We start from the raw sequence: 24,782 nt of genomic DNA, 5'->3' as shown, positions 1-24,782 counted from the left end.
TCTGCTGCCGATGTGGGGCTCTGGGCCGGAGTGGACTCCGGCGTCTCACCTTCTGGGGCCACCATCGGTGCTGCCGTCTCCGCTGTCACGTCGTCTGCGAGTCGCGTGTCGCGTCGTCGGGAGGGGACGGAAGGCTGCTGGCGCAGTCACTTGCGGTCGGTGAAGGCGGGCGCACGGCCTTCCTTGCGCGCGGTCACGGCTTCTTCGAAGTTGCCTGTCATCATCCGGATCAGCAGTTGGCCCAGTCCTTCTGCCTGCATGTGACCTTCCAGCGACGACGCGTCGAGTCCGCTCCAGAGCGTCCGTTTCGTCAATTCGATACCAGGCCGCGAGAACTCGGCGATCCGACGGCCGATCGCGTAGCAGTGGTCCAAGAGCTCCGAGTCTGCGACACATCGGGATACGAGTCCGACATTCTGCGCCTCGACCGCATCCATGTCGCGGCCGGTGAGCATCATCTCGAAAGCCCGGGAGGCTCCGATGGATCGCGGGAGCAGATACGACAACCCGAGTTCACTGGCGGTGAGTCCGTTGTTGACCCCGGCCGCCCGAAAGTAGGCCGAATCGCCGGCGATTCGAATGTCGGCAGCCATTGCAAGGCACAGACCTCCGCCGATCGCGGGCCCGTTGACCGCCGCGATGACAGGCTGATGAAGTCGGCGCAACGCCAAGATCACCTCGTCCAACGCTTCCATCAGCCGCAGCGCAACGGTCGGGGCAGTCAGGTCTTGTAGGTGTGGAATCGCTCCCGCAGCCTTCTGGTCGGCCCCCGAACAGAAACCACGCCCCGCACCGGTCACGATCACGGCCCGCGTCGAATTGTCGTGCCTGACTTCTTCGATGGCCGACTTCAATGGCAGAATCAGGTCGAACGCCATGGAGTTCATCCGCTCCGGGCGGTTCAATGTGATGCGGGCAATGTGGGGGCGAGGCTTGTCGACAAGCACGAGCTCACTGGTCACGAAGCGCCTCCGTCATTGTCGGTCGACCGGCCCGACAGGGCCATCGCAGCGTGCCGTCACACTTGCCGCCTTCCTCTGCACGATCGCTTGTGATCTGGTGGTCCACACCAGCGCCCGCATGGTTGTACGGACCGTACTCCGATGCACCGCCGTCCGACAAGACACACCGAAATCCCCTGCGCTGTCGAGCATGCTGCCGCGTGTCCACTCGATGGTGAGTGCACGGACACGGTCAGTCAGTGAGTCGCGACGATCCTGACGGGCATGTGCCGCACACCGGTGTGCTTGTTGCTACGCACGTACTCGACGGGGCCGCTCATCTCGATGCGGTCCACACGATCGAGAAGGGTCTCGAACATCATCCTGATCTCCATGCGGGCCAGCGACGCTCCCAGACAAAAATGCACCCCGCGCCCGAAGCTCAGATGCGGGTTGGGGGTCCGTTCGATGTCGAAGACGTGCGGATCGTCGAAGACCGTCTCATCTCGGTTGGCCGAGGACCACCACAACGTCACCTTGTCACCCGCCGCGATGTGGCGACCACGCAGATCCACGTCCCGGGTCGCGGTGCGGCGGTTGTACGGCGTCGACGAGGACCATCGCAGTATCTCTTCGACCGCGTTGGGCAACAACGACCCGTCGGCGCGCAAGCGCTCCCACACGTCGGGACGCTCGACGAGCGCCGCCATTCCGTGCGCGATGGAGTTGCGCGTCGTCTCGCTACCCGCTGCGATGATCAAACTCAGAAACAACCGTTGCTCGTGTTCCGTCAACGGCCGGCCGTCGATGATTGCTTGGGTGACGACCGACAAGAGGTCATCTCCGGGCGCGGCACGTTTGCGTTCGAGGAGTTCTACACCGTAGGTGAACATACGCGCGTGCGCGGCTTGGAGCCGGTCGTTGGTCTCGCCGACCTCCCGGTCGTCGTAATCGAGGATCACATTGGCCCAGTTCATCAATTCGTGGCGATCAGCTTGCGGGACACCGGCCAATCGCGCCACCGCCTGCAGTGGCAACTCCGCGGCGACATCGACGAGAAAGTCGCAGTCTTGCTTGGCTATCGCCGACTCGACGATCGTCGTCGCACGCTCGGCCAACTCGGCTTCCATCGCCCGCAGGGCACGAGGGGTGGTGGACGGCGCCAACTGCTTGCGGATCTTCGCATGACGAGGGTCATCCATCATGTTGAGCAACGAGCCGACCGCAGACCCGCGCGGCATGTCCTCGAGGGTGGTTCCTCCACCCTCGCGATCGCCTCCACCTTCAGAGGAGAAGCCGGTGGAATCCGTTGCCACGGCGACGATATCGTCGTACCGGCTGAGCACCCAGAATCCTTCGCCACCCGGTGTGTGGTCGGTCGGAGCGTGCCACCAGATCGGCGCCTCCCGACGCAGAACGTCGAAATCGTGATGCGGAAAGCCGGTGGTGAACCGGTCCAGATCGGTGAGATCGATGTGGTCGAGTGTCACAACCGCCCTTCCGTGTCTCATCGACTGGCACCGGACACGAGCATGTCCTTATGGCCCGCACCGATCCGCACAACCGCGCGTTTACCGTAACAGTGAGTCAGTGCCGCACGCGCCCCTATGCCCGATCCGCTCGACACCCAGCAACTCATCCGATGACGACCACAGACTCTGCGCTGCGCGTGGCGCCCCGGGGCCCGCATTTCAGCAAGATTCAAATCTGCCGCTACGGACCGGTTAAGAGAGATGAAATCCTGGAATACATCGCGGATAAATAGGCGATTAGAAATGTCGACACCCTTGTTGATGATCGCTATATTCGGACATCTTGATACGATGTCTATTTTGTATTTAAACATCTCGCAATCGTGAGTATTTCTCATTGAAGGCTGTGAATTATCCCATTGGCGCGTACGCTCCGAAGTGACCGTTTGATCTCAGTCCCACGACATTCCGGGCGCGTCAACGGTGCCCTTGCTGACACCTCCGGCCGGTTTGCGCGTGCTCTCTGCAGGAAGGAATCGACACCATCATGTTCGAAGCATTCCCGCAACAATCGCCACTCATGTCACGGATCTGCGTGCGCCCACCGTATTTCGCGCTCGGCAATCTCGAGCTTCTCGAACGCGGCAACATCACCTGTGATTTCGTCCCTGAGATGGTTCCCAACGGGGAAGGCGCGGTGAGTCTCGCCGAAGCCGCACGACACGGTGCCATCGCCGGACTGACGGCAGCCGCGAGCTCTCGCGGAGACGATGACCGACACTATTACCTCGCGCGCACCGGCTCGGTCACCCGAGTCGGTGCCGCCGATCTGAGCGGACCGTTCTCGATCAGCGCACAGGGTGCATTGCCCACGTCGCGAGAGGCACGCGCCGACTTCGTCGTACGAGCAGACGGCACGCCACTGTATCGGGGACACGTCGACTATTCGGTGTTCACCCCGAGTGCATTCGAAAAGTTCTTCGGCTACCTCGAGCACCCTGGGGAAGGCAGTGATGGCACCACTGAGAGCCCCTATGGCACTTCGCCTGACGTCGACATACGAAGTCTCGACCATACGCAGGCCAACGCCACGACCGGCGTGAGTCCGCAAGAGTGCGCAGGGCATTTCGACGGCTATCCGGCCATGCCCGTGGCTCATTTGCTGGGATCCATGTTCGGCTTGGGCGCAACGTTGGCCGCCGAGAGCACCGGCTCCGACACCGCAGTCCCGGAGAACGGCGACCTCGTCGATGCGCGCGTGCTGATTCCTCCTCGCGCAACCGTCGAGCTCACGGCCGCCGTCGTCGCCTCCTCGGACGCAGGATGCACAGTCGAACAGGTCGCGTCGGTTTCGGGCAACGACGCCGTGCTCGTTCGCACCGATTACGCCTGCAGCTGAGAGTCGTTGCACTGGGAGGGTCGACCATCGCCGGTCGCCGGGTCTTCACTGAGGGTGAGCGCCCGAGGGTCGGAACTCGCGGAGGCGTACCAGCACTTCATCGCCGTCTTCCGCGAGTAGGTGGCGACGTCCATGTGCCGACCCACACGCGGAAGGAGCCGGCCGATGAGTCGCCTCGTTGTCCTGTCCGGTTGTTCAGGGGGAGGGAAGTCGACCACACTCGCCGAACTCGCCCGCCGCGGATATCCGACCGTTGCCGAACCCGGCAGGCGGATAGTGGCGGAGGAGCTCGAGAGCGGGGGTCAGGCTCTGCCGTGGGTGGATGCCGAAGCGTTTGCCCGACGGTGCGTCGATGTCGCGCTGTCGGACATGCAGATCGTTCACACCACCGCGGCCCCATGGGCGTTCGTCGATCGAGGATTGGTCGATGCCGTTGCCGCACTTCAGCATGCCGGAGGTGAGCCGACGCCGGGCGCCGCCGGACATCTCGACCGATACCACCACGACGTCTTCATGACGCCGCCGTGGGCAGAAATCTTTCAGAACGACGCGCAACGCCGTCACGGATTCGAGGAAGCAGTCGGTGAGTACGAGCGACTCCTGGGGGCCTATCGATCGCTGGGGTACGCGGTGACAGTGTTGCCGAGGTCAGGTGTCGTTGAACGCGCCGACTTCATCCTCGACACCCTTGCGTCTGCCTCGTGACGCAGCGGCCGGCGATCAGGTGCACAGTCAAGATCACACCCGCAACAGCTCCGCTGTGCGCGTGAGCCGTGCCGCCCACGCCGCATCACCCTCGGCTCCGTTCAGCGCCTCGGCGCGCGCTCGCAGGCGAATCCACTCGGCCGCGCGGACGGGGTCAAGATTCGCGGCGGCGGCGTAGCGCTCGACCCAACTCCAGGCCGTTCGCGTGTCCGGGGCGACCGGCGCGAGGGGATCGATCAGCGCCCACACATCCGCATGCCGGTCGCCGCGAACGGCATGCGGATCGATGGCGCGCCAGTCAGCCCCATGCCGTAGTGCGTTGGCGCCGTGGAGATCTGCGTGTAGGAGCACGTCCTCCGCGCTCGGATCGAGCAAGGGCGAGTCACCGAGGGCCCGACGCCAATCGCGTGAGTAATCGTCACCTATATGCGGGACCGAGTCCGGCACCGGGCTCCGTGTGCTGTGCAACCGTCGCACCAGCGTTCCGAGCACATCCAGGCGTTCGTCCCACGAGACGTCGGCCCAGTCGAGCGTGGTGCCCGGGACCAGCCGCTCCAGCAGCAGGGTGAACCCGTCGTCGCGGCGGTCGTGCAGTTCGACCGCAGCATCAGTCGACGCCCAGGCCGCCAATGCCTCTCCTTCGGCGGCGAGTTGCGCGTCGTCAGCGTGTCCGCGTGGATGAACCTTCAGCACGACGTCGTCAGCCGCGAGCACAAGTGCCACATTGCCGCCGTTCAGCGGCCGCACGCGACGAAGTCCCCACGCCGCCACTGCGGCTTGCGCCCGGTCCCGGACGTCGCTCACCAACGCGGTGATGTCGGCATCGGGCCAGTAGCGCGCCCACTGTTGCGACAAAGCCTCCATCAGCGCATGATCGCAGACTTCACGACGCCGACAGGGGAGCAGCGCCATTGCGGCGGCCGAACACACCGGCCTTTCCTGGACCTTCGCACACATGTGCGATCATGTCGGTGTGAACACGCGCAGAACGGTCGGGCTGACTCCCGACGATCTGGAAGCCCTGTCCGCCGGGCTCGCTGCCGGCAAGCGAGTCACCGTGTACCTTCGCGAGCCGATGCCGTCGTTGGACCTCGAGTCCGGAACATCGGCACGCGCGGTGTCCATCGAGGGATCCACGGTGACGGTGCGCCCCAAGGGGGTCGATGACCAACTGCCCTTCGAGGCCGACGAACTGCAGCGAACCCGAGTGACGGCGCCGACCGCCGCCCCCGCACGCCGAGACCGCGCGAAGTCGCCGAACACGCCCACCAGCCCGGTCGAATCCGCCAAACCCGTTGCCGTGCAACCCAAACCGAAAGAGCATCCCTCAGATCCGCCACCGGCCCAGCCGAAGCCCGCTCCGGTGAAAACCTCACGACGCGCGAAATCTGCGCCCGCCGCGGTGAGTGTCACCATCACGGCCGGGGGAGACGCGAGCACGTGGTCGGTATCGGTGTCACACGGCGCCAAGAGACACGGCAAGCCCACCGAGGTGTCGGCAGATCGGGTGGCCACCGCGATGCGCGAACTGGGCGACGACGCAGCGATCACTGCAGTCGACGGGGCCATCACCGCGGCCCGTGAAGCAGCTCAACAGAGAATCGACGAGTTGAATCTCGAACTCGAAACGGCACGAGCCGCACTGGCGAATCTCGACGGCTCCGGCCACTCGTAGCCCCGCGCGCCACGGCGCCTCATCAGCCTTTTTGCACGGCGTGGTGGTGTCTTGCCCAGATCGCCGCCGACGGCGCAATCGGATCCGCGCCGACCGTCGGCGGTAGGTTCCAGACGCGCGCGAGCCAATCATCAGGCCGGTAGGCCGGCCAACCCGGATCCCCGGTGACGGCGAATTGCATCCACGCCGTGCGCATCGCCTCCGACAGTCGGTCGAACTCTCCCGGACGGGCACCGAGGTCCCAGCCAAGGGGGCCCGTCGGGAGACCGAAGACGAACGACTGGTCCAGACCGTGATATGCGCCGAGTGTGCGATCGCCTACCCAGTCGAACTCGTAGAGGAACGTTCGCCCGCCGCCCGCTTGGTGCGCCCGGGCACCCCAGTGCGCAGACAATCGAAAGAACGCGTCAGAGAGCATCAGCGTGGACAGATCGCTGTCGGTGATGCCGGGACGCTCGGCGCGGTATTCATCCATCGCGGCCGCATTCAGGCGGAGATCACGGGCGACGTCGCCGGGATCTGCGCCGTCCGGGTCGAGGTTCACGGTGAACATCCGTGCCTCGGCCGCCGTACACCCACACATCAGGTCGATGGCCCGACCCGCGCCTCGCTGCATTGCGGGCCATGGCAATTCGCCGAGCATCTCGCCGTCGAGGACGATACCGAAGGGACTGTTGGGATAGGTCCAGGCGGCAGCGTCCGCCGACATCACCGCGACCGGGTTCCACTGCACGGCTTGGATCGCGTCAGCAGGTATGTCGGCCAGCATCTCGGCGGTCGGACGCACACCGAGTTCATCGGTGATCATCGTCGAGACCGTGCGCGCTTCGTCGACCGGAATGAACACGTGTCCGGGGCTCTGCGCAATCGCCCGGTGAAACACTCCGTCGGCGATTCCGCCGGCCATCAGCGTGACGATCGACGTCGCTCCTGCGGACTGTCCGAACACGGTCACCCGATCCGGGTCGCCGCCGAACTCAGCAATGTTGTCCTGCACCCATTGCAGTGCGGCGCGCTGGTCAAGCACGCCACGGTTCCAGGGCGCATCCTCCACCCAGCCGAATCCCTCGTAACCGACGCGATAATTGATGGATACGAACACCACGCCGGACCGAGCAAACACCATTCCGTCGAACCCCGGTGTGTTGGCCGAGCCACCCACGAATCCGCCGCCGTGCACCCACACCAATACCGGTAACGCTTCGCCACCGCTCGCGTCGGTAGGAGTCCAGATGTTGAGGGTCAAACAGTCTGGTCCTGTCGCGGCCCGAACATCGGACACCTCGCCCGTGACCGAACCCGACACCGCGCTCGGAATCGCCTGCTGTGGGACCCACACGCCGAACGTCGTCGCGTCACGAACCCCATCCCATGGAGGAACCGGCTGTGGCGCCCGGAATCGCAACACACCATGTATCGGAGCTGCGTACGGAACGTCCAGGAACCATCGGACGCGGCCGTCCGACAGTCCTCGCACCGCACCGGCCGATGTGTTCACGACATCGCTCATGGAGGCCTCGACTCTCATCCTCGGCCGCCCAGACGCCCGGGGGCGACCGTCGTTCACCACCGTGCACCACCCGGGCCGCGCGAGCAATCATGCGGTCCGGCCACGTCGCGCTGCGATGGCGGTCCCGGCGGCGGTCACATCGCCCCCCAGGGAGGATGCTTGACGATCGGCAGCGTCTGGCGGTCGAGGTCAGTTGATGATCTCGCCGCGCTCGTCCGCGCGCAGCGCAGCCAACCGGTCTTTCCACCCTTGTAGCGCTTCGGGTGTCAGTCTCGTCCAGTCGGTGATCTCGGCGACGACCCGCAATGGCTCGGTGCTCCGATAGGACCGGGTCGGGTTTCCGGGGAATTTCTTGTCGGTCACGTTCGGGTCGTTCTCGAAAGCGCCGGTCGGCTCCACGAGGTAAACGCGAGGTGTGGCGTCGCCGGCGGCCAATTCGGCGGCCAGGCCTGCTCCGTCGCGGAGCGCGGTGAAGTAGATGTGGTTCATCACCACCTCCGGGCGGTAGTTCGACCGGAAACCGGCCGTCAGCGAATCGCCCGGGCGCAGATCGGCTTTTGTGCCGTGGAAAAACGGTCCCGAATCCAACGCGTCGTCCATGGGCACAGATTACGCACTGTTGCGACCGCCGCATCTCGGCCCGGGCCACGTCGTTTCACCGGTTCGATACGTCAGCGACAGGCAGGCACCTGGAGGTCGATGAGTGCAGGAGTCGCGACGTGCCGTCGGCAGCCATGCGCGTCGGTGATCGTCACCGCACCTCCGGCGGGGGACACGTGCAATGTGTGCCCAGCCCGGCGGAAACGCACGAGCCTATTCGGGGCAACGTCGAACCGGTACTCCAAGCCCCACAGCTGCCCGCGCGTGGCAACCGTGTCGTTGACCCAGTCCACCGGATCCGTGGGAACCGGCGCGAACAGATCCCATGCGATGGCATCCCTGAGTTCACGGCGAAAGTTGGCGAAGTCGTGAATGCCCGCGTGAACGGTGCCGTCGACGCGCACCCCGGCTCGGCGCAGCGCCCGACGGTATGAGTCGAATGCCGGGCGTATCAACGCGGCCTCGGTGGGCGCGTCGGAGACGACGTTGTTGTCCATCGGCTCACCATCGCTGGTCGGCCGCCCATCGCCGGACGCCATGAACACGCGCGTGTGATGCAGATTGGCGGCAAGCCGAACCGGGTTGTGTCCGGCGGCGTAGAAACCACCTGCCGGCCCGAAAACCGCGGTCAGATCGAGCGGTCGACGGGCGTTGATCGCCGGTACGACGGCAGCGATGTTGGTCTCACCGGGATACAGCTCGAGATCAGTGAGCCCGGAGATCGTGACGACCGAACCGAAGAACCCGGGCAACCGCCCACCCAGATAGGCAGCGCCGAGGCCACCCATCGAGACGCCGGCGATCGCATGCCAACGGCGTTCCTCACGGATGGGATAGCGCTTGAGGATCTCGGGAATGACCACGTCGAGGTAGTAACTCTCCCACGACGGGTTTCCGCGTCGGCCACCGTTCCACCAGTCGGTGTAGAAACCGGTCGCGCCTTCGGGCATCACAATGATCCCGGGAAACCCTGCGGCAGTCGTCCGGATACGACCGAGCTCTTCGTCGGCCCAAGTCCGATAATCGCTGCTGGCGCCCGCCAGCAAGACCAGGAGGGGGTATTTCCTTGTCGGCGAATAGTTGTCGGGCAGCAGGACCTTCGCACGCGGAGGCCCGGGGTAGGGCGGGGCGTGCTCGGCGTTGAGTACCGACCCCAGCCAGACGTCCGAGATCTGCCCGGGGCGAGCCGGGATGGTGGTCTGAACGAGACGGTTCGCCTGAGCTGCCGGCGCCATTCCCCAAGTCAGCCCCGAGACGATTGCCAATGCGGTTGCGGCCAGGGCGATTCGCCGAGCCCTCATCGATCTCTGGGTGCCGACGCCGTTGGATCGCCCATCATGGTGTCGCGTCCACGATCTCGAGCTCGCGTGGACACGGCGGTGACTGAACGGGACGACGGTCACAGCGTCAGCCTAGCGGGATCGTCAACGCATGTACGCCGTCTCGGCGGACCGGCGAGTCACTGAGGGATCTCCGGGCGCCCGGTCACATCGGCGCAAACGCGGACCTTCTACGCAAACTGTGTGAAGCTACGCCCAGATTTACTCGTAGGGTCCGCGTCTGCGCTCGCGTGACACCAATCTCGGCGCGACTACGTCAGCCGCCGTCACGAACCCTCTCGTTTGGTCCCGGGAAGATACTGCTGTGCTTTCTGTTTGACACCCTGCCGGATGACGCCCCAGGCATCATCGTCGCCCTTGAGGATCGCGGTGCCCAACGACTTCACCTGGTCGAGCGTGGCATGTGGTGGAATCGGTGCGATATCGGGATCGCATCGAACGTCCAACAGCACGGGTTTGTCCGCCGACAGCGCCTGATCCCACGCATCGCCGAGCTGGTCGGTCTCGAAGACGTTGATGCCACCGAGTCCGATTCGCAGAGCGAAAGCGGCATAGTCGATCTCGGGAAGAACCTGGGAGGCTGCGAACTTCGGCGAACTCGACATCGCACGCTGTTCCCAGGTGACCTGGTTGAGGTCGTTGTTGTGCAAGACCGCGACGATCAGCCGGGGGTCTTGCCACTGCTGCCAATACCGTGCGACGGTCAGCATCTCGGCGAGACCGTTCATCTGCATCGCGCCGTCACCCTCGAACACGATGGCGGGTCGGCCAGGGTGGGCCCACTTGGCACCGATCGCGTACGGCACACCGGCACCCATGGTCGCGAGGGTCCCGGACAACGAGCCGCGCATCTGATCGCGGAAAACGATGTGCCGGGCATACCAATTCGCCGAACTCCCGGAGTCGGCGGTGATGATCGCGTTGGCAGGCGCACGTTCGGAGAACTCGTGGAAGATCCGCATCGGATTGACCGGATCGGCATCGGTCATCGCCTGACGTTGGGCTGTTTCGTGCCATTGCGCCACATCGTGTTCCACCGACTCGCGCCACGACCGATCCGGCTTGTGATCGAGCAGCGGCAGGAGCTGGCGCAGCGTCGTACGCGAGTCACCGACGAGGTTCACCTCGTTCGGGTACCGCATCCCGATCCACTTGCCGGACCGGTCGATCTGCACGCCGCGTGCCTGATCGAGCTGGGGGAGGAACTGGGTGTACGGAAAGTTCGATCCGACGGTGAGGAGAGTGTCGCAATCGCGCATCAGCCGATAGCTGGCCGTGGTCCCCAGCAAACCGATGGCACCGGTCACCCAGGGCAGCGTGTCGGGTAGTACATCCCGGCCCAGCAATGCCTTGGCGCAGCCGGCACCGAGTTTGTCCGCAACCTGGGTCAGCTCTTCGATGCAGCCGCGAGCGCCCTGACCGACGAGCATGGCGACGCGCTCGCCTGCGTTGAGCACCTCGGCCGCCCGGGTCACCCCGGCGGGATCGGGGTCGGCAACCGCAGGGTTGAAGCCGAGGCTCGATGGTACCTGTTTGAACTCGTGAACCGGGGGTTCGTACTCGAGTTCGAACACGTCGGACGGGAAGATCAGTGCAGTCGGCGCGTGTTCGGTCTTGGCCACCCGGAACGCTCGGTCGATGAGGTTCGGAATCTGTTGCGGCACAGTGCACATCTGCACAAAGTCACTGCAGACGTCTTTGTACAGCGACAGCATGTCGATCTCTTGCTGATATGAGCCGCCCATGGCCGACCGTTCGGTCTGGCCGACGAGCGCGACCACCGGGACGTGATCGAGTTTGGCGTCGTACAGACCGTTGAGTAGATGCACTCCGCCCGGTCCACTGGTGGCGACACAGACCCCCGCCTCGCCGGAGAACTTGGCGAAACCCACGGCCTCGAAGGCACTCATCTCTTCGTGCCGGGCTTGCACGAATTGTGGGTCGCCGTCGACCTTGCCCCACGCGGCGAGCAGCCCGTTGATCCCGTCGCCGGGATACCCGAAGATCTGCTGCACGCCCCACTCGCGCAGGCGTGACAGCACCACATCCGCAACGGTGTTCGACATGTCAGTGATCAGACTTGATCAGCGGTATCGCGCTGTCGGGCGATCCGGGCACGGTCGGCGGCCGGAACTCCGAGATCCGCATCGTCCGCTTGGTCGTGCCGTCGCGGGCGACGAGTTCCACGAAATCCACCGGGTAATGGCGCACGGCGGTGACCCGGTACGACACCGGCATGCCGTTGGAACCGGGCAGTACCACTTCGTTGCCGGCCTCGATCTGAACGTCCATGATCGCGGGCTCCTCTCAGTGTGTGTACGACCACAACTTCCGTCGAGTACCCGACCGAGCCAGGGCCAAACCAGCAACGCTCAACAAAGCACCGTGGATTCGAGCGTGCATTGGTGAGCAGCCGGCGGAACAGCCGTCAGCGGCGATGTCACGGCTCCAGGACCATCTTGACCGCACCATCGGCCTTGCGCTGGAAGATGTCGTATGCGTGCGGAGCGTCGTCGAGCGGTAGCCGGTGAGTGGCAAAGAAGACCACGCAGACCGGCCTCGATCGGTGGTGACGGGCATCTGCCAGTCAACTGCCGCGATCGACGACCGTGCCGAACACGATTGGCTCATCCGAATCGTAGTCGGCCAGTGGATCGGGTTGGCCGATCAGCGGATGGTTCGGAAGTGGGCAACCGGTCACTGCCACTCGGCCGTTGTATCTCGTGACCGAATCAATGGTGCCGACCATCTTGACCTCACCGGCAAATGTGATGAGCAAGAGGGAATTACCCATGACATCAGCCGCTCTCGCCGCCCAGACGCCACGTCCGCGATCCCAAGCCTCCGCTGGACTGAGTCCGTCGCGCCAGCCGCAATACGCGCGACCCAGCGGATCGGGTTGGTCTGCCGGGCACTCTGAGGCCAGTTCAATCCTCATGACGGACAGCGGTCCGATCGTGTCAGTGTCCTCCGATTGGGTTACCCCTTTGCACCGTCCGGTATGCGGGGCCACGACGAATCCCGGACACCTGTCATTCGAAGTACCGGTACACAGCCTCGGCGGTTGCCACCGGACGGACACCACCTTGGCATTCGAACGAGGCATCGATGACGACTTGGACGCCACGTGGGGAGACGTACTCCACGTCGAGCAGCGTGGCGAGCAAACGGATTCGGCTGCCGGCCGGCACCAGGGCGATGAAACGCACCTTGTCGAGCCCATAGTTGACGCCCATCGTCAGACTTCGGATGGCCAGGATCTCACGCAAGGTCGGTACGATCAGCGAAAGAATAAGGCCCCCTGGGGCATAGGACTGTCCGAAAGCTTCCGCACTCTGCGCACTTCTCAGACCGACGTCCGCGACCGCGGGATTCTCCGCGGCGTCCGCGAACTTGGCGATCCGCTGACGCTCCACGGTCAACCATGAACTGCACCCCAGCACGGATCCGACCAGAGGCTCGAGATCACCGATCGAGTCGATGCGTGTTCCGCAAGCCTGCCTGTCTGTCATCATTCCCCTTTACATGAGATCGGGCCAAGCTCCTGCTCGCGACTGCACAGTCGAACTGAGCTTTCCGAACCGACATCCTCGAACTATCCAGCGTCGGAACAGTTCCCCAATACGCGATAGGAGGCGTCGTCGGGATCTCGGCGTCCCCACGGGGGCACCGGATCCGGGGCAGGCACCTCCACCTCGCGATACAAGTCGCCGACAAATATGCGGTGGTCGATTCGCCAATCACCCTCGCGGCGTGTGAATCTGTCGAGATAGCGACCCCGGTGGAATAAGTCGGTGACCTTTCCGTCCGTGGGCAAGGTACGCAACCAGATCGACACGTAGGCTTCGCTTCGTGCCTCGCCGCCGCCTTCATCGACATTGATCAGAAGGTTCGAGATCGTATGAGAATGCGCCTGCATCGAGGCGTGGTAACCGAAGACGAAATCGAGAAACTCGGTAGCTGTCGACGTGCCGGTGGCGGGTCCGTAGTCGGCGGTGCCGCCAGGATGCCAGACAGTCTCGGCGATCTCGCGATCCATCCGATCCATGCCTCGGCAGTACCGGTACAGGACTTCCGTGATCGCCTGCTTGGCATGCAGCTCAGCAATGATGGGGGACTGGTGGTCCAAAGACATTTCGAATCCTCCACCCGACAACGGTCGGGTTGGTGTCGGGATTGGCAAATAAACCAGATCACGCGCGGTGCGCGCGTCACGGTCAGATGACCATTGGGAGAGATGCCCAACCGCGCGCCAGCGATGTCGTCACGTATCGTGCCCGGGTCATGTCGATCTCCCAGTCGGGCCATCGGGTGAGCACTTCGTCAAGTGCTATCCGGCCTTCCAGCCGAGCAAGCGCGTTGCCGAGGCAATAGTGGGTGCCGTTTCCAAAACTCAAGTGAGCGCGCACTTTGCGGTGAACATCGAACGTGTCACCGTTAGGGAAATGCGCCTCGTCGCGGTTGGCGGCGGCGAGCAGAGCGAGAACCACACTGCCGGCCGGCACTGTCTGACCGTTGAAGGAGGCGTCGCGAGTCACGTAACGAGCCAGGTGCGTCGCGGGTGGTTCGTAGCGAACGATCTCTTCGATCGCATTGCCCAGCAGTGACCGATCGTCGGCGAGTTGGCGGCGCTGATCGGGATGCTCGGCGAGCAGTTTGCCCATGGCACCGATCAACCGGGTCGTGGTGTCGGCGCCGGCGGTGGCCACCACGGTCAGGTAGAGGAGCAGCTCTTCGCGGGTCAGCTGCCGCACCGTACCGTGTTCGTCTTCGAACTCGACCGTCCTCAGTTCGGTGACCAGATCGTCGGAGGGGTGCTCGGCGCGCCAGTCGACGAAATCGCTGAAAGCCTCGCCGCTGGACACTCCTGCGAGCGGTTGGCCGGGTTCGCTGTGGAGAAGGTCCAGGCCGTTCTCGAACATCTCGGACTGTTCGCCCTCGGGTATGCCGATCAATCTGCCGACGACCCGCATCGGTAGCAGAAGACCTAAGTCTGCGACGAAATCGAAGTCTCCTCGCTGCTGCACGTCGTCGAGTATCCGCACGCACTCGGCGCGGACTTGCGGCTCGAGTGCACGAATCCGTTGAGGGGTGAACATCCGCGCCAGCAACTTGCGGTGGATGTCGTGGATCGGCGGGTCTTCGAACACGAGAATCCCGGACGGGATCGGCATGTCCGCTTTGATGATCTCCAGAATCGCGCCCCGACCGGAGATGAACGTCTCCTGGTCCATCAAGATAGTGCGAACGTCGTCGAGCCGACTCAACGCGTAGAAGTCATGCTCGGCGTTGTAGTACAGCGGCATTTCTTCACGAAGCCGCCGAAACATGGGGAATGGGTCCGTGTTCAGGTCGACATCGTAAGGATCGTAATGGATTTCGCCGGTGGCGGTAGCTGTCATGCGCACTCCTCGCGATCAGTTGTCTATCTAGGTGAACCAGACCGTAGCAGATTAACTAAAGTGCTTGCTTTAATTCGCCGGAACTTGTTGACTGGCCCCTGACGGTGCAACGCTGAGCCGATGGCAGACAAGGACAGGCCGATGACGACGATCCGTGAGCGACGTTCGGATCGTGGCGAAGCCACTCGGGAGGCCGTACTCACGGCGGCGGAGGAGTTGTTCGCCATCCACGGTGTCGGCAATGTTCCTCAACGCCGCATCGTGGAAGCGGCGGGCCAGGCCAACACCGGTGCGATTGCCTATCATTTCGGGTCGACAGCCGACTTGGTGCGGGCAATCGAACGTCGACACGCAGAGCATATCGACCAGCTACTCACCCAACGAGCAGCCGCGGTCGGCGATTCCGACGACCTGGCAGATTGGGTCGCCTGCCTGGTTCGCCCTTTCACTGAGCATCTGGCCTCGCTCGGAACACCTTCCTGGTACGCCCGGTTCTGCGTCCAGGTCACAATCGTGCCCACCTATGCAGAGATCATGACGTCCAGCGCACTGACCTCACCGCCACTGCACGACGTCCTCAGCGGTATAAGCCGTTGTCTCCCCGACCTTCCCGCGCACGTGACAGCCGAACGGTCAAGGTTCTCGACGCTTCTACTCGTCCAGGGATGCGCAGAGTACGAGGCCGCATTCGATTACGGACGCGACTCCCCACGAACGAATTGGGACGAAGTGGCAGGCGGGTTGATCGACGCGATGACCGGGCTCTGGTGCGCACCGGTAAGGACCCCCTGAGGGGGCATCCGCATCGAGGAAGACAAACGATGACGGTCAGCCCTCGACCTCGATCTGCACCAAGGGCAGCCAAAGTAGGTCACGCAAGGCCAAGCCGGGTCAACTCATCACCTCCTACTTTCGGTGTTGTCCAGCTACCTCCGCAGCGAAGGGGTAGACGCCCGTCAACGGTCATGACCGAGCACGAAGTCGACTGCGGTGTACAGGGTTTCCGTCTCGTTCTTCAGCCGTGATTCGCCGGTCGGCATAGCCCGCTCGACAGACAAACCATTGAGGACCGTCAGCAGGAATCGGGCCGAGGTCGTCCGATCGTGCACGATCGCCACACCTTCATCGGCCAGCACACTCAGCCAGTATTGGACGCGGCGCATGGATTCGCGTTCGTACCCGAGGTAGGTCTTTTGCGCATCGGCGGTGGGTTCGGGCTCGATGAACTTCTCGTAGATCATCTTCCACGTTCGCCGCGCATCGGCGCCGACCCCTGCGGGGGTCAAGATCTGCCGAAGGCAATCGACGAGGCGATCACGCGCAGGGCGCCGACGGTCATGCACGGGATCGTCGGGAACGATCGACTCATACACCCGCGCCAGCACCGCATCCTGCAGTTCACGCTGGGTGGGGAAGTGAAATCGCAGCGAACCAACGCTCACGCCGGCACGGGTGGCCACCGCACGCACGCTGAGGCTGGCCGCGACATCTTCCTCGATCATCTCAGCCGCCGCCGCGAGAATTTTCTCCCGCGAAGTGGTCATACGCGTCTCCGATCATCGTCTTTCGCCGTCACCACACACTACTAGTACAGTGTGTTACTGTGCACTAGCACAGTGTACTAGTGCACGGATTTCCCCGATCGCACGCCGGTCACCGCCCACTCATGAGGAGCGACCTGTCGATGACTTTCGAACGCAACCGAAACCTCCGAGCCACGCACGCCCGCCGTTCCGTCGACGCGCGCCCGCGACCCACCGCGCGGGAGCGGCATCGAGAACGCGCCAGGACAAGGCGATATGCGATGGCAGGCGTGATCACGGTGGCTGTTGGCCTGATCGCGGCAGGTTGCGCTTCACCCGATGATCACACGAACTCGACTGCAGCAGAACACCCACAGCTCGCCAAGTTCTACGCTCAACATCTTTCGTGGGGATCGTGCGAGAGCTATGCGACCACCAGCGTCGAAAAGCCTTACTACGTTGCCCCGTTCGAATGCGCTCGACTGATGGTTCCCCTCGACTATCGAGAGCCGTCGACTCAGACCGCCACGATAGGGGTGATGCGTCTCAAGGCCAAGAGCAGCCACCGGATCGGTTCGTTGGTGCTCAACCCCGGCGGACCCGGGGGATCCGGGATGACCCAGGCCGCCATCGCCTCGGTCAACCTCCGGCACACCGAGATCCCACAGAGGTTCGACGTGGTCGGATTCGACCCGCGCGGCGTCGGCGCGTCCACGCCGAGCATCGACTGCTTCACCGACGCACAGCGCGATCATGGGGATGATCGGGTCACCTCGTTGGGGACGGCAGGAATGTGGACCGCCGACGACACGCGCGATCTCGTCGACGACTGCGCCCGGGGGTCCGGCGGTCGGCGCGCACTGTCGACCGTCGGTACGCGCAACACCGCCCGCGACCTCGACATCCTCCGTGCTGCCCTGGGCGAGGACAAGCTGACGTTCTCCGGCCAGAGCTACGGCACTCGACTCGGTGCGGGCTACGCCGAGATGTTCCCGAACAATGTGCGCGCAATGGTTCTCGACGGTGCCATCGATCCGCGGCTTGGCACCGCACAACGGCGGATCAGTCTGCACCGCGGGTTCCAACGGTCGTTCGACCTCATGGCGGCGTCCTGCGCCCAGGACGCACGGTGTCCGCTGGGGACAGACCCGGCCGCTGCCACCACGGTGTTCCAGCAGCTCGTCCGACCGCTCCTCACCAAGCCCGCGCCTGCCGGGCACGGACGAGAACTCGGCTTCAACCAAGCCACCGGCGGAGTGACGACCGGCCTGTACTACTCCGAACAGTGGCCCGCGATCATCGCCGGGATCGCCGAGTTGAAGCACTCCGGCCGAGGCGACAAGCTCCTCGCGCTCAACGACGCACTCGGTGTCCGCGGACCGGACGGGCAATGGAACAACCAGCTCGACGCGAACTTCGCCATCAACTGTAACGACGAACAGCGACGCACCCCCGCACAAGAAGCCTCTCTGCGGCGACAGGTGTTCCATGCCAGCCCGTTCATGGACCCAGGCCAGGCCGTCGATGGCGCCAGTCGGGATGCCTGCGAGAACTGGCCTGCACCACCGACATTGGGGATTCCTTATGCTCAGGAGGTCGACACCGCTTCGCTACCGCCGACACTGGTGATCTCGGTGACCGGGGACCCGGTGACACCCTATGAATCCGGCAAGAGCCTCGCCGCAGACCTCGGCGCCACCATGCTGACGGCCGAGGGGGAACGCCACACCGTTGCCCAGGCAGGCAGCAACTCCTGTGTGAACCGCATCGTCGCCGAGTATCTGATCGATCTCAGGCTGCCGCCGGGGGATCGAGTGTGCCGACTGTGAACTCGGCACGGTCGTCACGCCTGATCGGGGCGGCGCCTGCAGCAACGAGAGCTTGCCGCAGCCGATCACTCTCGTTCCACCAGAGTGTTTTCATGGACGCGGGATTACCGCAAACGTGGTTCGGTCATACGCCGCTGGGACGACCCGCTCGCAAAACGCGGCTGTCAGATACTGCCCGTGTAGAGATAGACGTCGAGAGTCTCCGCCTGACCGTCGAGATAGACCGTCATGTCCCCGGAGGCGGCACGGACCATGCCTTGCCTTTCGTAGAACTCGAACGTGCACAGCGAGTCTGTGTAGAGGAAGTAGTCACTGCGGCCACGAGTACGCACATGGTCGAGGTAGTCACCGTAGAGCCGCTTGCCGACACCAAGCCCTCTGGTGGAGGCAGCGACCGCGAACAACGTCAGCTCGTCGGTCAGCGGCGCGCTGGTCCGTGCGCGCAGTTCGCGGTACACATCGCTGATCGCGAAGAATTGCCTCATCGATCGCCACTGACGCAACCCCAAGAGGCCAGCTCGCGCCATATGAGCCCACATCTGGATGCGATTCCTGGGGCCGCCCGACAGTTTGTGCTCGCCGTCGACCTGCCCCATGATGATGCCGACGACGTGGCCGTCGCGCACGGCGACCCGGGCCCAGGTGCTGGCCAGCAGGCGCTCGCGCAGGTAGATCTCCAGCACGCTGTCGAGCAACCGGTCACCCTTCACATAGCGGTGAATGTAGAACGACTCGTTGATGATTCGCTTGATGTCCTCGGTGTCGGTGGCAGCGTACGGCCGGTAGACGACATCGGTCATGACAGCAGTCATGGTGTTTCCTTTCAGAGCTGTCAGCTGTCTGTGGCTGCAGCGGGTGGATCGCCGCGGTAGGTGAGGGCGATCAGGTCTTCTTCGAGTTGAGTACGGTCGGAGTCGGTGAGGACGGCTCCCCAGAGTGGACCGCTGCTGCTCCCGTCGGCAGCGGCGACCACCATGCGCACCACAGCCGGGGCCAGACCGTCAGCGTGGAGTTCCGTTCGCCACCGCTCGGCGTCTCGCTGGGTGAGCTCCTCGAGTTCGGGTTCGAACATCAGGTGCGCGGCCAGCGCGATGTAGTCACGCAGCCCGGTGGCATCGCCGGCGTCGGCGAAACTCACCCGGATGTACGCCCGGGCGAGCCGGCCAGGATCATCGCCGTCCTCAGCGGCGGCGGCGTGTTCGACATCCTTCCGGAACCGAGCGATGAGATCCGTGGCGACACCGACGAGTAATGCCTCCTTGTTCGGAAAATGGTAGAGCAGACCACCTTTGGAGACCCCGGCAGCGTCTGCGACATCCGATACGGGCACCGTGGTGCCGCGCCGCACGATCAAGCGCGCAGCGGCGTCCACAATCAGTCGGCGTGTATCGGCTGCATCGCGGCCGGCGGTACGTGCCATGCACTCGTCCTTGCTCGGTTTGCAGACGTCCGGTGCGACGTCCATCGGCAACTATACCGTCCCGACGGTACAATTTTCAACTGAAACTGCACTTCACCGTGCACGCCGGGCACCTTCACGTCCGGAGCCATCGAAGATCCGATGTCTGGCGCCGACGCCGGATTGCGATATGGCCGGCCGTGCGGGGCCAGACGTTGTCGCCTGGCCCCGCACGGCCAGAGGTCACCGCTTCATCAGCGCGAAGACACCCCATCCAAGGTATTCACGTATTCCACGCACATATCGGACAGGCTCGGTTGCCAGTTCCTCCCGCACCTGTGGCGCCAGTTCGTCGTCAGGGTTCTCATCGAGCCAGCGGCGCATGGTGAGCCACTGGGCAGCGGTATAGCGATCCCAGCTGTCCTGGTCGGCCAGCATCATTTCGACCACGTCGTACCCGAGATCCTGGAATTGCCCAAGCAAATCGGGGAGGCCCAGGAGATCGGCGAAGGCGGAGGCGCTGAAATCTTCGGCCGTTTGCTCATCCGGCGGGGTCCGCCGCCAGTAGGGTTCGCCGATCAGCATCATCCCTCCGGGACGCAGGCTTCGATCGAGCAACTCGATCGCCCCCGGGACGCCGTCTCCGATCCAGGTGGCGCCAATGCACGCGGCCACGTCGACTCGCTGCTTGGCGACGTACCCGGCGGCATCGCCGTGGATGAACTCGACTCGATCAACGACACCGAGTTCGATTGCGCGGTCCCGGGCCTGCTGGGTGAACATCGTGCTGATGTCCACTCCGGTGCCGGTGAAGCCCAGGTCACGCGCCCAGGTGCACAGCATCTCACCCGATCCACTGGCCAGGTCGAGCACCCGCGTGCCCGGGGAGAGCCGGAGCGACTCACCCAGGGCTGCATACTTGTTCGCGGTCAGCGGGTTGTGGATGCGGTGCGAGCTCTCGCGGATGGTGAAGATACGGGGCAGGTCCATGATGGTGTTCCTTTCTGTCATGCCTTGAAGTTCGGGGATTGTTTGATGGCACGTCGCAGGCGCGCACCCTGTTTGTCGCGGCGCTCCAGCTCGGCACGCAGTCGTGCATCGGTGCGGGACGCGGCGTAGGTGTTCTCGCGCTGCAATCGGTGATAACTGTCGAGCCGCCGCTGGGTGAGTTCCCCCGACTCGATGGCCGAGCGCACGGCGCATCCCGGCTCGGTGACATGCGCGCAGTCCGCGAAACGACAATCGGCCGCCAGTTCGGCGATCTCGGAGAAGGTCTGATCCAGGCCGTCATCGACCTCGGTCAATCCGACGCCACGCAAGCCCGGGGTGTCGATCAGGACCCTGCCGCCCGACAACGGCAGCAGTTCGCGCCAGGCGGTGGTGTGCCGCCCTTTGCCGTCGTTTCCGCGAACCGCGCCGACGGACAGGAGATCTTCGCCCAGAAGTCGGTTACCGAGGCTGGATTTCCCTGCGCCGGAGGGCCCGACCAGAACGACCGTGCCGGCCAGGACAGAGACGAGTGCGTCCATGCCATCGCCGGTGGCGGCGCTGGTCACGAGAACGGCTGCACCTGGGGCGACCGCAGACACCTCCGCGTGCGCCGACCACGGATCGGTGCACCGGTCGGCCTTGGTGAGCACCACCACGGGAGTGGCCCCGCTCTCCCAGGCCAGCGCGAGCATCCGCTCGATCCGCCCGCGGCGGATTCTGTCTGCCAGCGAGACGATCACCGCGACGGTGTCGACGTTCGCCGCCAGCACCTGGGACCGTGACGTACGCGAGGCATTGGAACGGACCAGGACGGTCCGGCGCTCCAACACCTCGACGACGGTGGGGGAGGAAGCGGCCTCGGCAGGCCGGAGTGCGACCCAGTCGCCGGTGCACGGTATCGGCCGGCCATCGCCGTCGACCGTAGATTGCGCGACAATCGCACGGACAGAACCGCTCTCGGCGACAACGTCACACTGGCCTCGTTCCGCCCGCACCACGCGGGCCGGTACCAGTCCGTCTGGCCGCGACCGAAATGTGTACTCACGGTCGGCGTCCCAGCCGTAGTCGGCCAGGGTGAGGGGGCGTGCCGAGGAGTGACCTGATGTGTCAGGTGATTCAAACAATGTGGAGACCTTTGAAAGGGGCCTCGCCTGACGACAGCTACGCACAGATCACCCGCGGAGGTGAAGTGAGTACGTGTCGGTCAGATCGAAGGCCGGGAAGTGAGGATGATCCGGGCACTGCAGACAGCAGTGATCGCCACAGTCATCAACTCACCTCCTTCGGTCTCGCAGCGCAGCTCGTTGCCGCGTCGGCAAGCAGCCTACCAACTCCGGCAGGGGAGCGTCATCCGATTAATTGTCCGGATGAGCGCGATCAGCCACCGTGGCACGGCAGGCCTCGTCCACCGACTCCACCGACTCCACCGACTCCACCGAGGCAAGCCCGGTCAGTCGACGCTGACACCGAGGTGGGCGGCAAAATGGCCGACCAGACCGACTGCCTGATTCGAACTGATGGTGGCGCCGCGCATTCCGTCGAGATGGCGGATCGTCCCGATCTCGAGATTGCGGAAGTCCACGTCGGTCAGACGCGCCTGATACAGGTCGAGTGCCGCAATACTGCTGTCGTCGAAGGCCATTCGGGTCACGGACGCCTCGGTGAGGTCGAGGTCTTCGATGATGCACCCACGGAATATCACGTCGCGTACATCGCTGCCGCGGAAGTTCACCAGGCCCAACTTGGCGTCTTCGATCACCAGCGAGCGGATCTTGGTCTCGAAGAGATCGAGTGCCCCGAGCCTGCTGTTACGGATGTGGACACTGCGGAGAAACCCGCGCGGCATCTGCAGGCGGGGAACCTGCAAGTTGTCCAGTCGGCAGTCGAACACGCGCGCCCCGGTCAGTTCTGCGCCGTCCAGCCCGACCGACGACAGCGCACATTCGGACAGAGTCAACCCTGCCAGTGATCGCTCTGTGAGGTCGACATCGGCAAACCTGGCCTGCTCGATGACGGCGTCCGGAAGCAGCGTTGCCGGATCCTCCTCGCCGAGATCTGCAGGGAGTTTCGGGTTCTCGATCCGGGGAGCGCGGGGCATCGTGAGTAACGGTCCTTTGTGGTTGCGGAGTCCATGCCATGGTCGGCCTTCGGCCGACTTCGAGCCTATTGATCGATCCCGACACCGAGGTCGCCGGCGTCGTCGAGAACCGTCCCACCAGCATTACCAGCCCCTCGAGAGATAGTTGCTTGCGCCTCATATTTCGTTGTGCAACCATATAGGGGGCGTGTGCAACTAAATCCGCCATGCACAGCCTCTCGTCTGTCGAGTGAGAAGTAGGAGTTCGAGCGATGTCGTCCATGTTTGCGCCTCTGACGATCGGTGATACGACCATGCCCAACCGTGTCGTCATGTCCCCGTTGACGCGCTGCCGTGCGGGGGAGGGCCGCGTACCCACGGAACTGATGGCGACCTACTACGCACAGCGCGCGAGCGCGGGTCTCATCATCAGCGAAGCGACAGTGGTCAGCGCACAGGGCGTGGGTTACCCGAACACTCCCGGGATCTGGTCCGACGAACAGGTCGATGGATGGCGCCAGGTGACCGATGCCGTTCACACCGCCGGAGGGCGAATCTTTTTGCAGCTGTGGCATGTTGGGCGAATCTCCGACCCTGAGCTGCTCGGAGGTGACCTCCCGGTGGCACCGAGCGCAATCGCCGCGGCCGGACGCGTTCGGCAATTGCGGCCGCATCGGCCGTACTCGACACCTCGCGCACTGGACACATCTGAGGTTTCCGGGATCGTGGAGGATTTCCGCAGTGGAGCCGTCAATGCAAAGGCTGCCGGTTTCGACGGCGTCGAGATTCACGCGGCCAACGGATACCTGATCGACCAGTTCCTGCAGGACAGCACGAACCGGCGAACGGATCGATACGGAGGCAGCATCGAGAATCGGAGCCGTTTTCTGCTCGAGATCGTCGATGCCACCGCCTCGGTGTGGGGGTCCGCCAACGTAGGCGTTCACCTGCGCCCGCGCGGCGAGGAACACGACATGGGCGACAGCGATCCGCGTGCATTGTTCGGCCACGTGGCCGACCAATTGCGCCGACGAGGAGTGGGCTTTCTGTTCATCCGCGAGATCGAGGCGCGGGACAGCCTTCTCGCGCATCTCAAGCAGGTCTTCGGCGGGCCGGTCTTCGCCAACGAGGAGATGTCGCCGCATGACGCGCAGCGATTGCTGCGCGAGGGGACGGCCGATGCCGTGGCCTTCGGGCGGGACTTCATCGCGACTCCGGACTTGCCGGAGAGGTTGGCCACCGGGATTCCGTTCAACACTCCCGACCCGTCGACCTTTTACGGGGGCGGCGCCACGGGGTACACGGATTACCCCGTACTCAGCGAGGTATAACAGCATGTGACAAGTGGCCGGCCACGGGACCGACCACGACGGTTCCGGGTCCGAAAGGCGGAGCGTATGGCGTTCTCTGATGACGCGGTGGAAGTACGCGCACAGGGTTGGCGCACGGTGACCGCCTTTCACCATCTGGTGGAAGACAAACTCGAGGCCGCCCTGCAGGCAGCCGCCGACCTGTCGGTCGTCGAGTACAGCGTTCTCGATGTGCTCAGCCGACAGGACAGCGTGCTGCACATGCGCATGTATCAGCTTGCTCGCGCGACAGCGCTGTCGACCAGCGCCACAACACGACTCGTGAATCGGCTGGAGACGCGAGGCCTCCTCGCTCGATTCATCTGCGTCGACGACCGTCGTGGTATCTACACCGAGCTGACCCCGGCGGGGCTGCGGTTACTGACACAGGCCCGCCCAGCGTATGACGATGCACTCCAAGATGCGCTCAAAGATGCTGCCACCGTGCCCGAATTGGCACCGCTCGTCGACATGTTCGGGCACTTGCGATCGGGTCAGACCCCGGCCTGACCCCGACACACGGACAGTTACAGACGGTGGGAACCAGATCGTCCTCTGACTCGCTGGACGG

At 64.1% G+C, this 24,782-nt stretch carries 25 protein-coding genes; 7 read left to right on the top strand and 18 right to left on the bottom strand.

What is annotated here, in order from left to right; all coding sequences use genetic code 11:
* Positions 1–146 precede the first annotated feature (146 nt).
* Positions 147–962, bottom strand: a complete 816-nt coding sequence (locus tag AAFP35_RS11875; protein ID WP_419221798.1) for an enoyl-CoA hydratase — start codon at positions 960–962, stop codon at positions 147–149.
* A gap of 236 nt (positions 963–1,198) precedes the next feature.
* Complete coding sequence (locus AAFP35_RS11870) at positions 1,199–2,452, bottom strand: cytochrome P450 (RefSeq protein WP_419221797.1); 1,254 nt, start codon at positions 2,450–2,452, stop codon at positions 1,199–1,201.
* 508 nt (positions 2,453–2,960) lie between these two features.
* Here AAFP35_RS11870 and AAFP35_RS11865 point away from each other — a divergent pair.
* On the top strand, positions 2,961–3,812 hold the full coding sequence (locus AAFP35_RS11865) for a hypothetical protein (RefSeq protein ID WP_419221796.1): 852 nt from the start codon (positions 2,961–2,963) through the stop codon (positions 3,810–3,812).
* A 165-nt stretch (positions 3,813–3,977) separates the two neighbouring features.
* Positions 3,978–4,517: an AAA family ATPase gene (locus AAFP35_RS11860; RefSeq protein ID WP_419221795.1), complete on the top strand. Its 540-nt coding sequence runs from the start codon at positions 3,978–3,980 to the stop codon at positions 4,515–4,517.
* A gap of 33 nt (positions 4,518–4,550) precedes the next feature.
* On the opposite strand, the gene AAFP35_RS11855 is transcribed toward AAFP35_RS11860, so the two are convergent.
* Complete coding sequence (locus AAFP35_RS11855; protein ID WP_419221793.1) at positions 4,551–5,381, bottom strand: aminoglycoside phosphotransferase family protein; 831 nt, start codon at positions 5,379–5,381, stop codon at positions 4,551–4,553.
* 91 nt (positions 5,382–5,472) lie between these two features.
* Here AAFP35_RS11855 and AAFP35_RS11850 point away from each other — a divergent pair, with 91 nt between their 5' ends.
* The gene (locus AAFP35_RS11850) at positions 5,473–6,192 is read left to right on the top strand and encodes a DUF6319 family protein (protein ID WP_419221792.1); all 720 of its coding nucleotides are present in this window, start codon (positions 5,473–5,475) and stop codon (positions 6,190–6,192) included.
* Positions 6,193–6,214: 22 nt separating this feature from the next.
* On the opposite strand, the gene AAFP35_RS11845 is transcribed toward AAFP35_RS11850, so the two are convergent.
* The 9 genes from AAFP35_RS11845 to AAFP35_RS11805 all read right to left on the bottom strand — a co-directional run bounded on the left by AAFP35_RS11845 (position 6,215) and on the right by AAFP35_RS11805 (position 15,044).
* A complete protein-coding gene (locus AAFP35_RS11845) occupies positions 6,215–7,702 on the bottom strand; it encodes a carboxylesterase/lipase family protein (protein ID WP_419221791.1) in 1,488 nt (495 codons plus the stop codon).
* 189 nt (positions 7,703–7,891) lie between these two features.
* Positions 7,892–8,302 carry an NAD(+)--rifampin ADP-ribosyltransferase gene (gene arr / locus AAFP35_RS11840; RefSeq protein WP_419221789.1) on the bottom strand — a complete coding sequence of 137 codons (411 nt, stop codon included), beginning with the start codon at positions 8,300–8,302 and terminating at the stop codon, positions 7,892–7,894.
* 71 nt (positions 8,303–8,373) lie between these two features.
* Positions 8,374–9,603 carry an alpha/beta hydrolase gene (locus AAFP35_RS11835; protein ID WP_419221788.1) on the bottom strand — a complete coding sequence of 410 codons (1,230 nt, stop codon included), beginning with the start codon at positions 9,601–9,603 and terminating at the stop codon, positions 8,374–8,376.
* A 305-nt stretch (positions 9,604–9,908) separates the two neighbouring features.
* The gene (locus AAFP35_RS11830) at positions 9,909–11,708 is read right to left on the bottom strand and encodes a thiamine pyrophosphate-requiring protein (RefSeq protein WP_419221787.1); all 1,800 of its coding nucleotides are present in this window, start codon (positions 11,706–11,708) and stop codon (positions 9,909–9,911) included.
* 1 nt (position 11,709) lies between these two features.
* A complete protein-coding gene (locus AAFP35_RS11825; RefSeq protein ID WP_419221786.1) occupies positions 11,710–11,934 on the bottom strand; it encodes a hypothetical protein in 225 nt (74 codons plus the stop codon).
* 295 nt (positions 11,935–12,229) lie between these two features.
* Positions 12,230–12,580, bottom strand: a complete 351-nt coding sequence (locus AAFP35_RS11820) for a hypothetical protein (protein ID WP_419221785.1) — start codon at positions 12,578–12,580, stop codon at positions 12,230–12,232.
* A 94-nt stretch (positions 12,581–12,674) separates the two neighbouring features.
* Positions 12,675–13,154, bottom strand: a complete 480-nt coding sequence (locus tag AAFP35_RS11815) for a dehydratase (protein ID WP_419221784.1) — start codon at positions 13,152–13,154, stop codon at positions 12,675–12,677.
* Positions 13,155–13,237: 83 nt separating this feature from the next.
* Positions 13,238–13,777, bottom strand: a complete 540-nt coding sequence (locus AAFP35_RS11810) for a nuclear transport factor 2 family protein (protein WP_419221783.1) — start codon at positions 13,775–13,777, stop codon at positions 13,238–13,240.
* An 82-nt stretch (positions 13,778–13,859) separates the two neighbouring features.
* Positions 13,860–15,044: a cytochrome P450 gene (locus AAFP35_RS11805; RefSeq protein WP_419221782.1), complete on the bottom strand. Its 1,185-nt coding sequence runs from the start codon at positions 15,042–15,044 to the stop codon at positions 13,860–13,862.
* A gap of 120 nt (positions 15,045–15,164) precedes the next feature.
* On the opposite strand from AAFP35_RS11805, the gene AAFP35_RS11800 reads away from it, so the two are divergent.
* Positions 15,165–15,836: a TetR/AcrR family transcriptional regulator gene (locus AAFP35_RS11800; protein WP_419221781.1), complete on the top strand. Its 672-nt coding sequence runs from the start codon at positions 15,165–15,167 to the stop codon at positions 15,834–15,836.
* A 164-nt stretch (positions 15,837–16,000) separates the two neighbouring features.
* Here AAFP35_RS11800 and AAFP35_RS11795 read toward each other — a convergent pair whose 3' ends face one another.
* The gene (locus AAFP35_RS11795; RefSeq protein WP_419221780.1) at positions 16,001–16,588 is read right to left on the bottom strand and encodes a TetR/AcrR family transcriptional regulator; all 588 of its coding nucleotides are present in this window, start codon (positions 16,586–16,588) and stop codon (positions 16,001–16,003) included.
* Positions 16,589–17,106: 518 nt separating this feature from the next.
* On the opposite strand from AAFP35_RS11795, the gene AAFP35_RS11790 reads away from it, so the two are divergent.
* Positions 17,107–18,396: an alpha/beta hydrolase gene (locus AAFP35_RS11790; protein WP_419221779.1), complete on the top strand. Its 1,290-nt coding sequence runs from the start codon at positions 17,107–17,109 to the stop codon at positions 18,394–18,396.
* Positions 18,397–18,560: 164 nt separating this feature from the next.
* Here the strand turns inward: AAFP35_RS11790 and AAFP35_RS11785 are convergent, their stop codons facing one another.
* The 5 genes from AAFP35_RS11785 to AAFP35_RS11765 form a co-directional block, all read right to left on the bottom strand.
* Positions 18,561–19,208: a GNAT family N-acetyltransferase gene (locus AAFP35_RS11785; protein ID WP_419221778.1), complete on the bottom strand. Its 648-nt coding sequence runs from the start codon at positions 19,206–19,208 to the stop codon at positions 18,561–18,563.
* A 20-nt stretch (positions 19,209–19,228) separates the two neighbouring features.
* Positions 19,229–19,816, bottom strand: a complete 588-nt coding sequence (locus tag AAFP35_RS11780; protein WP_419221777.1) for a TetR/AcrR family transcriptional regulator — start codon at positions 19,814–19,816, stop codon at positions 19,229–19,231.
* 222 nt (positions 19,817–20,038) lie between these two features.
* Positions 20,039–20,785 carry an SAM-dependent methyltransferase gene (locus AAFP35_RS11775; protein WP_419221776.1) on the bottom strand — a complete coding sequence of 249 codons (747 nt, stop codon included), beginning with the start codon at positions 20,783–20,785 and terminating at the stop codon, positions 20,039–20,041.
* 17 nt (positions 20,786–20,802) lie between these two features.
* The gene (rsgA, locus tag AAFP35_RS11770) at positions 20,803–21,909 is read right to left on the bottom strand and encodes a ribosome small subunit-dependent GTPase A (RefSeq protein ID WP_419221775.1); all 1,107 of its coding nucleotides are present in this window, start codon (positions 21,907–21,909) and stop codon (positions 20,803–20,805) included.
* Positions 21,910–22,235: 326 nt separating this feature from the next.
* Positions 22,236–22,883, bottom strand: a complete 648-nt coding sequence (locus AAFP35_RS11765; protein ID WP_419221774.1) for a pentapeptide repeat-containing protein — start codon at positions 22,881–22,883, stop codon at positions 22,236–22,238.
* Positions 22,884–23,134: 251 nt separating this feature from the next.
* Between AAFP35_RS11765 and AAFP35_RS11760 the strand changes: the two genes are divergently transcribed.
* Together AAFP35_RS11760 and AAFP35_RS11755 are read left to right on the top strand one after the other, a co-directional pair.
* Entirely contained in the window at positions 23,135–24,193 is a 1,059-nt protein-coding gene (locus AAFP35_RS11760) for an alkene reductase (RefSeq protein ID WP_419221773.1), read from the top strand.
* 66 nt (positions 24,194–24,259) lie between these two features.
* Positions 24,260–24,721, top strand: coding sequence for a MarR family winged helix-turn-helix transcriptional regulator (locus AAFP35_RS11755; protein ID WP_419221772.1), 462 nt, complete (start codon positions 24,260–24,262; stop codon positions 24,719–24,721).
* Positions 24,722–24,782 lie beyond the last annotated feature (61 nt).

This window comes from Gordonia sp. CPCC 206044 (assembly GCF_048537895.1).
Classification (GTDB): domain Bacteria; phylum Actinomycetota; class Actinomycetes; order Mycobacteriales; family Mycobacteriaceae; genus Gordonia.
The sequence above is the reverse complement of the archived record's forward strand: the minus strand, read 5'-3'. Positions and strand labels throughout refer to the sequence as shown.

Coding starts and splice junctions, on each gene's coding strand:
- AAFP35_RS11870 (WP_419221797.1), bottom strand. CDS start 2,452: ATGAGACACGGAAGGGCGGTTGTGACACTCGACCACATCGATCTCACC.
- AAFP35_RS11865 (WP_419221796.1), top strand. CDS start 2,961: ATGTTCGAAGCATTCCCGCAACAATCGCCACTCATGTCACGGATCTGC.
- AAFP35_RS11860 (WP_419221795.1), top strand. CDS start 3,978: ATGAGTCGCCTCGTTGTCCTGTCCGGTTGTTCAGGGGGAGGGAAGTCG.
- AAFP35_RS11855 (WP_419221793.1), bottom strand. CDS start 5,381: ATGGAGGCTTTGTCGCAACAGTGGGCGCGCTACTGGCCCGATGCCGAC.
- AAFP35_RS11850 (WP_419221792.1), top strand. CDS start 5,473: ATGTGCGATCATGTCGGTGTGAACACGCGCAGAACGGTCGGGCTGACT.
- AAFP35_RS11845 (WP_419221791.1), bottom strand. CDS start 7,702: ATGAGCGATGTCGTGAACACATCGGCCGGTGCGGTGCGAGGACTGTCG.
- arr (WP_419221789.1), bottom strand. CDS start 8,302: ATGGACGACGCGTTGGATTCGGGACCGTTTTTCCACGGCACAAAAGCC.
- AAFP35_RS11835 (WP_419221788.1), bottom strand. CDS start 9,603: ATGAGGGCTCGGCGAATCGCCCTGGCCGCAACCGCATTGGCAATCGTC.
- AAFP35_RS11830 (WP_419221787.1), bottom strand. CDS start 11,708: ATGTCGAACACCGTTGCGGATGTGGTGCTGTCACGCCTGCGCGAGTGG.
- AAFP35_RS11825 (WP_419221786.1), bottom strand. CDS start 11,934: ATGGACGTTCAGATCGAGGCCGGCAACGAAGTGGTACTGCCCGGTTCC.
- AAFP35_RS11820 (WP_419221785.1), bottom strand. CDS start 12,580: ATGAGGATTGAACTGGCCTCAGAGTGCCCGGCAGACCAACCCGATCCG.
- AAFP35_RS11815 (WP_419221784.1), bottom strand. CDS start 13,154: ATGACAGACAGGCAGGCTTGCGGAACACGCATCGACTCGATCGGTGAT.
- AAFP35_RS11810 (WP_419221783.1), bottom strand. CDS start 13,777: ATGTCTTTGGACCACCAGTCCCCCATCATTGCTGAGCTGCATGCCAAG.
- AAFP35_RS11805 (WP_419221782.1), bottom strand. CDS start 15,044: ATGACAGCTACCGCCACCGGCGAAATCCATTACGATCCTTACGATGTC.
- AAFP35_RS11800 (WP_419221781.1), top strand. CDS start 15,165: ATGGCAGACAAGGACAGGCCGATGACGACGATCCGTGAGCGACGTTCG.
- AAFP35_RS11795 (WP_419221780.1), bottom strand. CDS start 16,588: ATGACCACTTCGCGGGAGAAAATTCTCGCGGCGGCGGCTGAGATGATC.
- AAFP35_RS11790 (WP_419221779.1), top strand. CDS start 17,107: ATGCGTCTCAAGGCCAAGAGCAGCCACCGGATCGGTTCGTTGGTGCTC.
- AAFP35_RS11785 (WP_419221778.1), bottom strand. CDS start 19,208: ATGACTGCTGTCATGACCGATGTCGTCTACCGGCCGTACGCTGCCACC.
- AAFP35_RS11780 (WP_419221777.1), bottom strand. CDS start 19,816: ATGGCACGTACCGCCGGCCGCGATGCAGCCGATACACGCCGACTGATT.
- AAFP35_RS11775 (WP_419221776.1), bottom strand. CDS start 20,785: ATGGACCTGCCCCGTATCTTCACCATCCGCGAGAGCTCGCACCGCATC.
- AAFP35_RS11765 (WP_419221774.1), bottom strand. CDS start 22,883: ATGCCCCGCGCTCCCCGGATCGAGAACCCGAAACTCCCTGCAGATCTC.
- AAFP35_RS11760 (WP_419221773.1), top strand. CDS start 23,135: ATGTCGTCCATGTTTGCGCCTCTGACGATCGGTGATACGACCATGCCC.
- AAFP35_RS11755 (WP_419221772.1), top strand. CDS start 24,260: ATGGCGTTCTCTGATGACGCGGTGGAAGTACGCGCACAGGGTTGGCGC.